Here is a 12,623-nt window from a genome sequence, read left to right as displayed (position 1 = left end):
TTTTAAGTAGCCTTCCTCATTGCCCTCGGCGTGGTATTCGTCCACGATTTAAAGGCTTTTCTGAATGCAGTAAGGTCCGAATAGCCAAGGATGTCGCTCACTTCGGAGATCTTTATAGCCGGGTTCTGCATTAACTGGAAGGCAATTTCTTTTCTTATGGCGCCGGCAATATCGCGGAAGGTGGTTTGTTCCTGCAGCAGCCGGCGTTGCAAATTGCGGGGTGTTGTATTCAGGGCAGCGGCCGCTTCTTCAATGGTGGGTATTCTTCCCTTGAACTGCATGAACAATACCTGTTTTAAATTTTGCGTGGTGCTGTTGGTTTGCAGCAGCGCCTGTTTGTCGGCCAAAATGGAGTTGAAAAGGGCAAACATGCTTTGATCGCTGGTGAGGATGGGCGTGGCAACGGCTTCTTTACTTAAAACAATGCGGTTCACCGGTGCATTGAAAAGCACCTCACAGCCAAAGAACTCCCGGTAGGTGGAAATTCCCCGCATTTCGAATGCCAGTTCTATCCGTAATGGAACAATGCGTTTTCCCGAAAGGGCCTGGAAGGTATTGACCATGGAGGCAATCAGAAAGTCGTTGGCATGCCTGGCCGGTTCCGGGTGTTTCATCAGCCAGATCTTGTTCTGTTCTATCTCCACAACAGCCACCTCATGGAGGAGGTACCTGTATTCAACCATCGGCGTCACCATTTGGCCATACCGGCATAAAACCTGGAAACCCTGGTCAAGGTCTTTGCAGCTCTGGATCAAAAAGCCGATCATGCCGTGCAGGTTTTTTTCAACGCCCATGCCTACATGCAGACCGATCAACGGATCGCCCGACAGCTTTAACAGCGGCGCCCAAATAAGTGCTGCTTTTTCCCATTCCAACATCTTTTCCGAGTCGCCGATTTCTGCGGGGTCGATGCCCGATTGCTGGCAAAGGGTATCGAACGCTAATCCAAATGAAGTAGCCGTTTGAAAAATAGTGCGGATGACCGTTCCCTGTAACCCCATGTCGTAATATATATCATTTTAGGCAGAAAATACCCCTTTCCCCGCCGGTAAAATGGGCGTGCTTTGTATGGTAAAACGAAAATATATGGAATCTGCTAAGAACAAATTTTTAAAAAAATGGGTAACCGGCAACCTGGCCGTTTATTCCGGGGCATTGGGCGTGTTGCATCCGCTTATTGCGCACGGTATTACCGGCGATCACGACAAACTGTTAACCACTCCGCAGTTTATCATGCATACCGGGTCGTTATTTGTGTTTGTTTTCCTGCTGGTGCGAACACAAAACAAAACGTTTCAAATTACAGGTGAGCGGAAAAGCGGGGCCGGCATCTGGATGTATTTATTTGTAACACCATGGGCATTCTGGCTGGGTTATTATACGCTGTTCATTCCGTTCGACATCCTGTTTATGTTCGGGTCAATTGGGGTGATCAATGCCATCCAGTTAAAACCGCTGGTTAAATTCCCCACAAAATGGGTACGTCAGTGCATTGGCATTTATTTACTCGCAGCTATAACGGGTATTGTAATCGGGCTGGGGCTTCATTTGCTGTACTATAAGAACTGGCCCGGAATTGCGCGCGACCTGGCCACCTGGATCTCCATCAGTACACCTGCGGCGTTGGTGGTGGCGTATGGTTTTAAAAGGATCTTACAGGTGCAGGTTCTCCTACCCGGAGACCGCGATCACCAACCGGTGGAGATCGGTAAATAACGGGTTGGGGAAGGTAATAATTTCATCGCCACCATGCCTTAATTTTAGTGGGTTCCCCCAATATTAACCACATGAGCCGGATTTTTTTTGGGGTAGAAGGGCCGGACAGGAATAAAGGAGAGTAGTTATTTATAAGGTAGAATTGACAACTTTTTCTATTAAGTAATCATCATCGCTGCTAAAAGAAATAGATTTGTTGCGATCGGTTATTAATGTTGTCCGTAGTAGTTTCTTTACAAGTGGAGAAGAATTAACTGTGCCATTATTTCCTTTCGATTGTAGCAGCACTTTTTTGGCGGAAGAAAAATTCATCCGGATCCTGGTTTTATCGTTTTTGGGAAGTTTTAAAACCAACGGCATTTGCATGTTTACTTTAAAATGTTGCTCGTCATTTGAGTTCACAAATTCAAAATTCCCTTTTATTTTATAAGCCCATGCGGTATCCATTTGTTCGAATGCCCTGCCATTCAGATTCCCTTTTGCAGCAGTATCATTGATTTTTATTTGAGTAATGGAATCAATAATAACCTCGTAGGTTTCAATATGGTAAAATGGAAGGTGGCCGGATTGACTACTTTCAACAAGGTTATACAGTTTCAATTCTTTCAGCCAGATGTCCTGGTTGGTGAAATTCGATACCAATATTTCCAATGCCATTTTTGATTCGTCCCTTGAAGCCAGGTGATAGATGGTGTCAATTTTAAATTCATTTGAAATGGCAGCAGCTAATTTTATTTCAATTATCTGCTCATTGGAGGCAACGATATTCTTTATGTAAGGGTTAAATTTATTTTTGTCGCATCGTACAACTATAGACGTTCCCGGTTTAACGGTTTTAGATAATTTCAGCACAAAACGCCCGTCCTGGTCAGATGTAGCTTCGCCCAGGAGACCATTAATGCTGATTAAGGCACCGGAAATTGATTGTCCGCTTTCGTCAACTACTTTTCCATTTAAGATTATATTCTGGCAGAAACCCGGGGTATACAATAACAGGAACAGCGGTAATAAAAGCAACTTCATTGTTCTTCAATTTTACTCAGTTGTATAGTTAAGCGATCGTTGGGCAGCCTTACCATTTTATTGATGCTTTGGTAATCACTTTTGCTTATAAATAATTTGATAATTACTTCCGGATTGAGCGCGTTGATATCAAAGCTGAAATTTCCATAGCTATCAGTATAATACGCCGACCCATCAACGAGAATTTTTACATTTCCCAGGGTCTTGTCAGTTTCAGCATCTATAACCCTGCCGGCACAGGTAAGGTTAGTTTTTGTTTGTTTGGGATGAACTATAGCCTTGTTGTTTATTGGAGTATCTTTTTTAATGGGGATAGAGTCGCTGCTTTTTTGGGTCAGCACCTCTTTTTTATCTGCTTCAGCAGGAAACCATCTTTTGTAAAATGAAGGCTTCTCCTGGATGATAAAACTGGCGAATCCCAAAACCGCAACGGACATAGTGATTATTATACAGTAAACTATAATGTAAACGGCTATTTTTATAACCACGTCTTTTATCTTCAGCATCAAAGAAAAGACAAAAGCCAGGAACGAGATAATCAAAACGCCGATCGCATAAAAGAATACATCGCCGTTTTTAAGTTTTAAGTAGGCCGAAATGCTAAGGATGCAAATGGTGGAAATGAGTACCCAGGAGAATTTCAGGATCGGGATTTTTTTTACGGATTCCCGGTATAATGACAGGATAAAAGCGGAGGTCGATTTTGAGTGCGGAGTCGGCATGTATTAATATTCAAGGATTTAATAGTTTAAAAATAGGGGTTATTCCTGTATTTTGTTGGCAGTCTGTTGGTTTTGAATGTATGTTATTTATAGGATTAACTAATCACCAAGCTTAGTCTTTTTCCAGGAACCTATGACAGTTAGCTTTAGATCAAAATCTACAACGATATAGGAGCCTGATAGTTCTTCTAAAATACCTTCCCCGGTAGTTTCTTCCAAAACAAATTGCTAAAGTTTTCTATAACGCCATAGCTTGTCTGAACTGGGATTTATAGGATTAGTGAGATGTTTGGGGTATGGATAATGTATCGTCAGAGGCTGATGCGTATTCCGGGGCCTAAAAATAGGCCCGCCGAAGCTTTAGCTTCGGCGGGCAAAGCAACTTTCTTCGCAAATCCTTTTAGATTGCTCTTAGCATTCCCTTGGGCTTCTTCGCAAATTTGCGAACAACTTGCGAAGCATTTGCGAAGATGAGTAAGCGCTGTCTCTGGTCAGTCCCGGAAGAGCCTCGAAAAAGTCGGGGAGTCTTGGCCTGGACCCGGGTGGATCCGAAGCCTGTTAGTATCTGTAGGTGTTTTATTTACGCAATCTACAATCTCAAACATCCTATTCATCTCATGAATCCCAGTTCAAACAGTGGTGATATGGTAGGGTAATGGTAGGGATATTGCCTGGATACTGTAAACAGACCGCCTGGAGACTGCCTGGATATACTAGTGCGCAAGGCAATACTCAGACAATACCCAGACAATACTTAGGCAATACCCAGGCAATAACACTACAGTCAGATGGCCATGTCCTACCAAATCCCGTGCATCCCATAAATCCCAGTTCAGACGGAATTGAGGTATTTAGATTGAACAGTCATTGAGTGTTCATATTTCCACCCAATCTTCTTCCCCTCAGCAAACGTTCTCCCGTAATAAGATATTCCCACTTCATAAATTCTTATCCCCGGTATCATCGACACCTTTTGTGTCACCTCAGGTTCAAACCCAAATCGCTTCTCATGCAAATAGATCCGCTGTATGATCGAAGTCCGGAACAACTTATACCCCGTTCCCATATCCTTCAGGTTCAGGTTGCTGAACATATTCGAGAGAAATGTCAACACCCGATTGCTGATACTATGCCAGAAGAACAGGATACGGTGAGGATTGCCGCCGATAAATCTTGAGCCGTATACCACACCTGCCGAGCCGAGTACTATAGGTTTAAGAGTGTGTTGTACTCGCCCGGGTCATATTCCAGGTCGGCATCCTGTACCAACAGGTATGCTACTACCTGCGTAACAATTTTAACATCTGTATGCTTTATGCTCATGGAACAAGGTTTACATGCTGTAAAGAATCTGTTTGTGGAGTTGATTCGCTGGTATGGGGATCGTTCATGAGCTGCTGCTTGCCTGGCAGGTGTGCACAGGCAGGAATAAGGTTTCCATTGGCAAATATTTTTATGGTTTTGCTATGGTGTGGTGCTGTTTATTCTACCGGTTTGATCAGGGCAGAGGGGGCGAAGCCAAAGTAAGCGGTGAATGCATTGGTAAATGCACTCATCTTGGCGTAATTCAGTTCTTCGGCTACTTGTGTTACGTCGATACCGGTTTCGAGTAATTGCAGGGCCTTCTCCATCCGGATCTGTACCTGGTATTCGCGGATGCTTTTGCCGTATAATTTTTTGAATGTTGATTGCAGGGTATTCCGGTTCATGCCTAATTGCAGGCAGAGTTTGTTGGCCGGCAGGCCAACTTTGCATTCGCTGTCCAGGATTTGTTTGTACCAGATTGCTGCTGACAGCGTTCGCCGCGTGCCATTTTTCATGTTACATTGGTTTAATGGTAAACGATATAATTGGCCTTGTTTAGCCGCCTTCCTGGTAGAAGTGGCTTTGGGTATAATCCAGGAACTGCTGCGGATTGGTAAATACCATCTCCAACTGGTGCTCCCGGTCATAATCGTCCCGTACGATCATCCGGTTGTTTTTCGCCAACCGGAAATACAATGCATAAAAGATCACCTTTACAACAAGGGTACAGTAAATTTCCACCTTGCCTTTATTGTACAGGGCCCACATTTTTTCAGGGGTCAGTGCCTGCAAGGCGCGGGTACCGGAGAATTGAAAATCGTCTACAAACGTGTTAAAGGGCTGGCCGGGGTATATCAAACCAAAATCGACATATGGCTCCGGGGGCGGGTTAATGGGGCTCACCACAAATACACTGTCATCTAAATTCATTATAAACTCAATACCCTGGGGATTGTCGTAGATGCCTAAATGGTCATCTAAAAACGTATAGATATGTTTGGCTGCCCTGGTCATATCCGGGTAATGGTTTATAAATGGTTATTGTATCAATGTTTCTTTGAATAGTTGGTGATGTAATTGATAAAATCTTTCGGCTTCTCCAGTTTCTTCCGGGCTATCCATTTCCGGTCTTCGTCTTCATCTCTTACCTGTATGCGGCCATCCTTTTTCTGAAAAACCAGTTCCCAGCAATTGTCGCCATTGTCGTACAATACACTTAAAAAGGCGGCGCCCCGGTGATACAGCTCCAACAGCAGCTGCGGACTGGCAAAATGTAATTGTTCTACAGTGGTAATGCCCGTCAGGTTGGTAAATTCGGCTATGGTGCTGTCTTCTATACATATTTCTATCGCATACCCATCTGCCAGGTAAATGCCAGGGTAGGGGGCCGTCATATTAAACGCGCCGTCCTCCAACAGGTCGCTTTGTACGCCAAACGGGTTGGTATAGTAACCCAGCTGGCTTTTCAGGAATTGTGCTATTGCATTGTCAGCTGGTTGTTTGTTGGCTGGTTTCATCTGCAATGGTTTAATGGTCTCCTGGTTCCTTTTATAACATACGTGTGAACGTTATATTACCGTCGTCGTACCCGCCACTCTGATGGACTTTGTCCATAAAAGGTCCTGAAAGCGTTGTTAAAAGAACTGATGCTCGAATAATGCAGCATGATCGCGATTTCCTTGATCGATTTGCCGGTGGTTAACAGGTATTTGGCATGTGCCATACGCATTCTCAACTTATACCGGCCAATGGGCGAGCCATACCGGTTTTTGAATACGATCTGCAACATATTGCGGCTAATCCCTGCTTCGTTGGCCAGCGCAGCCGTACTGATGCGGGTGGTGGGGTCGTCGTCAATTAATTTCTTCACCCGTTTTGCCACATTCAGGATCTCCTTCCTAATATATTTATTATTACTGGCCATGCCGCTGTTTAAATGTAATGGGGCGGATAAGTGTCATTCCGTCACTTGTTGCATGCCTCCGCAACCACATTCATCTATACTGCATTGCCTCCCGCTTGTTTTTAACAGGTAAGTACTGTAGCTGCAGCCACCCGCTTACTACTTCAGCAAAACATTCAATGATATGGACAGGGCGCTACAAATTGTCCCGCTTCCAAGGCCGGGCGCCGGCTTCAACTTTCCTAATGCAAGTTAATTAGCCCGTTATTATTTTAAGAATCAATCAGTTCATGTTTTGCACTTTTGATTTTCGATTTTCACCTTTTTGGCAAAATCCGGAATAAAGGTGGTTTTGTTCCCTACTTGTTTAGGGGACTAATTTCGTAGGGGTTTCTGAAAGAAAGCGGTTTATATATGGGAATACAACAGGTATGTTCACCTTTATTCAAAAGAAAAATATTTTTTTTCGGGCAGAATCGGGTTAAAATGACAGGTTTTGAAGCCAGAAATCATAGAATATGGGTAAGGGTTAGTTCATAAACCGGCGTTTTTGATAAAAGCGGATAAAGGGGCTGCCGGCAAAAAGAAAGCGGAGGGATGGTGACTTATTAGTGTTAAGGTTAATATAAGGGTAAATAGGTATGGTGTAGTCCGGGAAATTATTGACCTGTATCAACTTGCTGGGTTATTCTACAAAGTTTGAACAGATTTCTAACAGATTCTGCTTCTTCCTTCGTTATTTTTGCGCCCTTCTTAAGGGACATCTAAAAAATTCAATAAAAAGTGATCAGTCCGGTTACAAAAACAACCCCGGCGTTTACTATTACTATGATAAAAGGCAGTACGACGTATGCTGATGCGGAGTTACTAACCGCCATCAGAAGAGGGGATCAGCTGAACAACGCCATTTATTTCATTTATCAGCAGTATTCACAAACGATCCAGGCTTTTATTCTGGCCAACAGCGGTAACCCGGCAGATGCAGAAGACATCTTCCAGGAAACGGTGGTCACCTTCATCGATTCGGTGAAAAAAGACAGGTTCCGCGGTGAATCCAGTGTAAAGACCTTTTTAGCTGCCATTGCCCGTCACCTGTGGTTGAATGAATTGAAAAAGCGTGAACGGAGCGAAGTGCGGGAGAAAGCGTTTGAGAACAGCCGCGATGTTACTGAACCGGATATCAGCCAGCACATGGCAAACCGGGAAGTGAATCAACAGTTCCAGGAAGTGCTGGGGAAACTGGGTGAGTCCTGTAAAAAACTGCTTACCCTTTTCTATTACGAGAATATGTCGATGAAAGAAATTCTGCATCACCTGCCATACGAGAATGAACAGGTGGTACGAAATAAAAAATATAAATGCCTGCAATCACTTACGGAAATGATAAAACAAAACCCCGTAATTGCCCGGCTGGTGAACAAACTGTGATAACTTTATGGAAGACCGCAACGAACATTTACTGATCAATTATTTCGACAGGACCCTGGAAGAAAGGGAAATGCGCGAAGTGGAAGAATTGATCAATACCGACCTGGAAGTGCGTAAGCAATGGCAATACCTGCAACTGGCTGTTGAAGCAGTGGAGTATGCGGCATTGTACGACCAGGTGGCTGCGGTGAAAGAAAATTTCAGGACCATACAACCGGTTGAAGTATTACTGCCGGCTAACAGAAAAAATGTGCGCAGCATAGTACGTCCGTTCATGCGGGTTGCTGCAGCGGTTGTAGCATTGATCGTTGGCACCGTTGCCTATAAATATTTTACGGTAAGTGCAACACACGTGTACGATAAAACGTTTATTGCGTACAACCTGTCAACTTCCAGGGGACAGGCAACCATCACTGATCTTGAGCAGGCATACCGTAACCAGAACTGGAACGGAGTAATTGCCGCCGCTAATTCGTCTTCTTCCTTATCTGATAATAAAGCCTTATTCCTGGCCGCTATGGCCCACCTGCAGCTAAAAAACTTTGCAGCAGCAAACCAATTGTTTGAACAGGTATTGCGTAACAATTCCCAAACGGGTGATGATTACTTCCGGGACGAAGCCCAGTTTTACCTGGCTATGAGTAACCTGGCCAATAACCATCCCGTGCAGGCTATTGCGTTGTTACAACAAATACGGGCTGATAAAAACCATTTGTATCACCAACAGGCGATGCAGGTGGGAAAGATGGATCTTGAATTATTGAAAATCAAGGCAAACCGCTAAAAGGAAATATTTTTTAAAAAAAGTCCGGTTACGCGGTTACATCCCTTTCCTCAGCTTTTACTAATTAATAGAACCAGCTCTTTTAAATGATACTTTCACCCGTGAAGATCTGAATCATAATATCGGAAACCTGAGTAGCTCATTGTGGTTACTACAGAGAAACCTGGATGGTTCCATCTTCACGGATTATCCCTACGCATTCGTGAGGATCTGAATCATAACATCGGAAACCTGGGTAGTCCGCCAGCTGGCGGAACTACAACAGAGAAACCTGGATGGTTCCATCTTCACGGATTATGCTTAACATTCGTGAGGACCGGATCATAATATCGGAAACCTGAGTAGCTCATTGCGGTTACGGCAGAGAAACCTGGATGGTTCCATCTTCACGAATAATACTTTGCATTCGTGAGGAACGGATCATAACATCGGAAACCTGAGTCGCTCATTGCAGTGTACGACAGAGAAACCTGGATGGTTCATTTCTCACGAATTTTTTATGACGCTCTTATGCGTTGTTTAACCCTAAACTCTAAATGGTTGGGCGTCACTCTTGATGCCCTGCACCTGATTTGCACACAATGATTTAGTTTTCGGTAACCGGACCCGCTTGTTGGTAGTCCGGTTACCTTTTTAAGCTTAAGGCTCAAAGCCAAAGGCTAAAGGCTACCTCCCGATTTTTGTAGTCCCCGCTAATTGGCGGGGGGGTGAAATTCGGGGAACAAGCGTTCTGCCTTAAGCATACACTGTAAAATACAAATGCTACTAATAATAAAATAATTCCATCCTGTTACAGGAGGACAACTCTAAAAGTCGACGTCTTGACCTCAAAGGATAACGCAGTATCTGCATTAGTCCGGAGTACACACATCAGAGCAATTTTAATCCGTATACTTGTGTAAACTACGTCGACTTTTTTCTTCTTTTAAGCCAGCTCATTCCCAATACCACTGCCACCAGGGCGCCTATAACAAGCAACCACCAGTACCAGGTAACCGCTTTCACCAACGGCTGGTTATCCCCTGTGAGAATTAAATGTGCCCAATAGTCGGGCGTTTTGTATAAAGCATTGCTATGCAGGTAATCGAGCTTTGCCTGCCGCAATGCTTTTGATTTTGTATAACCCTTCTGTAAGTAGATATGAAATTGATGTAGAATGGCTGCCGTGGAATTATCATCGGCTTTCCATAAACTGTTTACCATACTCGCACAACCGGCATAGGCAAAACCGCGCGTAAGGCTCAGCACGCCTTCGCTGTTCACCAGTTGTCCGTGCCCCGTTTCACAGGCGCTGATGATCATCAGTTGCGTTTTTTCCATATTCAACCCATACAGTTCTTCCAGGTATAATGCATCCTGGGTGCGCTCCCCGGTTTGCGGATAGAAGGCAATAAAGGAGGCCGCGCTGTTGCCGGTATCGGCAATGGCATGCGTAGCCAGGTGTATCACCGGGTATTGCTGCAGGTGTTGCAGGAACTTTTCTTTGGTGGCCTGCTGATTGGTAAAGGAAAGTCCCGGTAAATGCGCGATCTCCTGCGCAGAGGCCGGTAATTGCTGCATAAACGTATATTCCGGATGCGGAAAGGGTTTACCCGCCTGCGCAAAGGGCGCAAAGGCCAGGGTTTGCAAACTGGTATTGAGCGAATGTTTTCGCGCCGCCTGCGCTACAATAAAGCGGGTGGAAAACTGATAACTGATCTCGGTTGTTTCCAGCAATGGCGGGGCATCGGCTCCCCCCGCTTCGCGGGGTAATGATTCAAACGGCAGGTAATACAGGATGTTATCCGGGATAATGATCCATTCGGTGGCATCGCCGGTTAAGGCCTGTAAGGGTTTTACCAGGCGCTGATACAATTGTTGCCCCCAGGGCGCACCCTTGAAGCGGCGGCCGTTTTCGGGGTGCTGTAATGCCGTTAACCAATAGGTAATGGCCTGTTGCAGCGAAGCAAACGAATCGATGCCGGCCTGTTGAAACCGCGAGCGGGTAATAACAAAGAGGTGAAGGGTATTGCCCGTTGCATAAAAGCTGATCACCGCCTGGTTACGGCCCAGGTATTGTTGCAGTGAATCGGGTCGGGGATAGGTTTCCTGGTATTTGAGTTGATAATACAAACTGTTTTGCTCCAGGGCATGCTGTACCTGCGCCAGCTGAATCTCGTACCCCGCTTTTTCATTGGCCAGTGAAACCAGTGCGGCGCTGTCCTGCGTTTGATCGTTGCGGATGCTTAAGCGGGCCAGGTTGTATTTGATGTTCCGTTCCTGCTGCAACAGGGCGGGATCGATGCCGGCTAATTTGCGGAACCCTTTTTGGGTGATGCCGCTGTACATGACCGATGCCTTGTTGCGTTCTGCCATTACAAAGGCCTGCTGCGCATAGCCTTTGTTGGGATGTAAGGCATGTAACTGTAGGCAAACCGTTACGGCGTTCTGATACACCTGCTGGCTGTTGTTCTTCAAAAATAATTTGGCCTCGTCGGTATCGTAACTTTTTTCAATAAACCGCAACAGGGTGATAGCGCTGGAATATGTTTGTAAAGCTGCCTGCAGCCAGGTTTCGGTATGGGTGGCTTTGTATATGGCTTCGAACGTGGCAGCCTTTTTAAACAGCGCATCAAAGAGGCGGTAGGAGGTAAAGGCGCCGGTAAACTGTACGGGGTTCGCCTGTACGTTGGGATTGTTGAAATGTCCGCTGAAAACGATGATGGCCTGTTGCAGGCTTTTTAATGCGTCGTTGTATTGCCGTTGATCAATCTGCCAGTAGCCCCGGTACAAATAATACATACCCGTATACATGCTGTTGGGCGGCGCTTTATTGGGCGAAGTGGAACGGGCAAACTGCTGCAGGTAATAACCGGTTGAATCGGGGTGCTGCAACAACAGATGCGTATGCGCCAGTTCGTTAAATACGCGCGGCAGGGTAGTGGTATTTACCTGGTGAAACCATTTTAGCGCCTCTGCATAATTGCCCATGGCTTTATAGGCCAGTCCCAGGTTTAAAAAGATCTGGCTGGTAAATACTTTTTGCGAGCAAATGGTTTTGTAGATGGTGATGGCCTGCTGGTATTGACCCAGTTTGTAGCTGGCGGCTGCCATATTGTTCTCGATGTTTACCACCCAGGTGGCGTCTTTCGGCGGCCGTTTATTGATGATGTCCAGCGCCTGGGTAAAGTAATTGCGGCTTTGCAGGTAATTGCCGTTCTCGTAGTATAAAACACCGAGGTCGTTGTACAACCTTTCTTTTTCAGGAATATGGGGAAACCGTTGCGCCAGGGCTTCGGCCTGGTGTAAAAAATAACTGGCCGAATCAAAATTGTTCAGGTGATAATAGGCAGAACCGGCGTGTTCGGCTATTTCGTATAATAAGCTATCGCTCCATTGCGGGTGCTGTTGTTTGATGCGTTGCGCCTGCAGATACGCTTTAATGGCAGCTGCATAACTGGTTTGCACATCAAGCAGGATGCCCAGGTTTTTATGGGCATAGAACAGCATCGTGTCCGGTACTTCGCCGGTTTTATTGTGCTGTGCAATCAGCTGTTGGTAGGCAGTCATCGCCAGGCTGTCGGTAGCATCGGTGGGGTTGGGCAAATGAAACAACCGGCTGGCTTTTTTGTACAACGCCAGTAGGGCGGGCGAGGGCTGAGCCGGGTTACCGGTACGATACGAGCAAACCAACAGGGTTGCCAGCAGCAGCCAGCCTTTCCATACGATGCCCCGTATTGTTGCCTTCACCTGTTCTCCCATG

Annotated in this window: 11 protein-coding genes; 3 read left to right on the top strand and 8 right to left on the bottom strand. The window is 45.5% G+C overall.

The window, feature by feature from the left end:
* Positions 1–2: 2 nt before the first annotated feature.
* On the bottom strand, positions 3–1,001 hold the full coding sequence (locus tag NIAKO_RS14965) for an AraC family transcriptional regulator (RefSeq protein WP_014219290.1): 999 nt from the start codon (positions 999–1,001) through the stop codon (positions 3–5).
* An 85-nt stretch (positions 1,002–1,086) separates the two neighbouring features.
* On the opposite strand from NIAKO_RS14965, the gene NIAKO_RS14960 reads away from it, so the two are divergent.
* Positions 1,087–1,716 (top strand): hypothetical protein, encoded by a 630-nt coding sequence (locus NIAKO_RS14960; RefSeq protein WP_107685677.1) that lies wholly within the window; start codon positions 1,087–1,089, stop codon positions 1,714–1,716.
* Positions 1,717–1,845: 129 nt separating this feature from the next.
* Here the strand turns inward: NIAKO_RS14960 and NIAKO_RS14955 are convergent, their stop codons facing one another.
* The 6 genes from NIAKO_RS14955 to NIAKO_RS14925 form a co-directional block, all read right to left on the bottom strand.
* Positions 1,846–2,739, bottom strand: coding sequence for a carboxypeptidase-like regulatory domain-containing protein (locus tag NIAKO_RS14955; RefSeq protein WP_014219288.1), 894 nt, complete (start codon positions 2,737–2,739; stop codon positions 1,846–1,848).
* A complete protein-coding gene (locus tag NIAKO_RS14950; RefSeq protein WP_014219287.1) occupies positions 2,736–3,461 on the bottom strand; it encodes a hypothetical protein in 726 nt (241 codons plus the stop codon). The genes NIAKO_RS14955 and NIAKO_RS14950 overlap by 4 nt, the downstream gene beginning before the upstream one ends.
* Positions 3,462–4,942: 1,481 nt before the next feature.
* Entirely contained in the window at positions 4,943–5,281 is a 339-nt protein-coding gene (locus NIAKO_RS14940) for a helix-turn-helix domain-containing protein (RefSeq protein ID WP_014219285.1), read from the bottom strand.
* Positions 5,282–5,321: 40 nt separating this feature from the next.
* On the bottom strand, positions 5,322–5,780 hold the full coding sequence (locus tag NIAKO_RS14935; RefSeq protein ID WP_014219284.1) for a hypothetical protein: 459 nt from the start codon (positions 5,778–5,780) through the stop codon (positions 5,322–5,324).
* A 32-nt stretch (positions 5,781–5,812) separates the two neighbouring features.
* A complete protein-coding gene (locus NIAKO_RS14930) occupies positions 5,813–6,283 on the bottom strand; it encodes a hypothetical protein (protein WP_014219283.1) in 471 nt (156 codons plus the stop codon).
* 56 nt (positions 6,284–6,339) lie between these two features.
* Positions 6,340–6,690, bottom strand: coding sequence for a helix-turn-helix domain-containing protein (locus NIAKO_RS14925; RefSeq protein ID WP_014219282.1), 351 nt, complete (start codon positions 6,688–6,690; stop codon positions 6,340–6,342).
* 762 nt (positions 6,691–7,452) lie between these two features.
* On the opposite strand from NIAKO_RS14925, the gene NIAKO_RS14920 reads away from it, so the two are divergent.
* The gene (locus NIAKO_RS14920; RefSeq protein WP_014219281.1) at positions 7,453–8,097 is read left to right on the top strand and encodes an RNA polymerase sigma factor; all 645 of its coding nucleotides are present in this window, start codon (positions 7,453–7,455) and stop codon (positions 8,095–8,097) included.
* A gap of 7 nt (positions 8,098–8,104) precedes the next feature.
* Positions 8,105–8,881: a tetratricopeptide repeat protein gene (locus tag NIAKO_RS14915; protein WP_014219280.1), complete on the top strand. Its 777-nt coding sequence runs from the start codon at positions 8,105–8,107 to the stop codon at positions 8,879–8,881.
* A 903-nt stretch (positions 8,882–9,784) separates the two neighbouring features.
* On the opposite strand, the gene NIAKO_RS14910 is transcribed toward NIAKO_RS14915, so the two are convergent.
* On the bottom strand, positions 9,785–12,622 hold the full coding sequence (locus NIAKO_RS14910) for a CHAT domain-containing protein (RefSeq protein ID WP_014219279.1): 2,838 nt from the start codon (positions 12,620–12,622) through the stop codon (positions 9,785–9,787).
* Position 12,623 lies beyond the last annotated feature (1 nt).

The sequence above is a fragment of the Niastella koreensis GR20-10 genome (assembly GCF_000246855.1).
Taxonomy (GTDB): Bacteria; Bacteroidota; Bacteroidia; order Chitinophagales; family Chitinophagaceae; genus Niastella; species Niastella koreensis.
The sequence above is the reverse complement of the archived record's forward strand: the minus strand, read 5'-3'. Positions and strand labels throughout refer to the sequence as shown.

Coding starts and splice junctions, on each gene's coding strand:
- NIAKO_RS14965 (WP_014219290.1), bottom strand. CDS start 1,001: ATGGGGTTACAGGGAACGGTCATCCGCACTATTTTTCAAACGGCTACT.
- NIAKO_RS14960 (WP_107685677.1), top strand. CDS start 1,087: ATGGAATCTGCTAAGAACAAATTTTTAAAAAAATGGGTAACCGGCAAC.
- NIAKO_RS14955 (WP_014219288.1), bottom strand. CDS start 2,739: ATGAAGTTGCTTTTATTACCGCTGTTCCTGTTATTGTATACCCCGGGT.
- NIAKO_RS14950 (WP_014219287.1), bottom strand. CDS start 3,461: ATGCCGACTCCGCACTCAAAATCGACCTCCGCTTTTATCCTGTCATTA.
- NIAKO_RS14940 (WP_014219285.1), bottom strand. CDS start 5,281: ATGAAAAATGGCACGCGGCGAACGCTGTCAGCAGCAATCTGGTACAAA.
- NIAKO_RS14935 (WP_014219284.1), bottom strand. CDS start 5,780: ATGACCAGGGCAGCCAAACATATCTATACGTTTTTAGATGACCATTTA.
- NIAKO_RS14930 (WP_014219283.1), bottom strand. CDS start 6,283: ATGAAACCAGCCAACAAACAACCAGCTGACAATGCAATAGCACAATTC.
- NIAKO_RS14925 (WP_014219282.1), bottom strand. CDS start 6,690: ATGGCCAGTAATAATAAATATATTAGGAAGGAGATCCTGAATGTGGCA.
- NIAKO_RS14915 (WP_014219280.1), top strand. CDS start 8,105: ATGGAAGACCGCAACGAACATTTACTGATCAATTATTTCGACAGGACC.
- NIAKO_RS14910 (WP_014219279.1), bottom strand. CDS start 12,622: ATGGGAGAACAGGTGAAGGCAACAATACGGGGCATCGTATGGAAAGGC.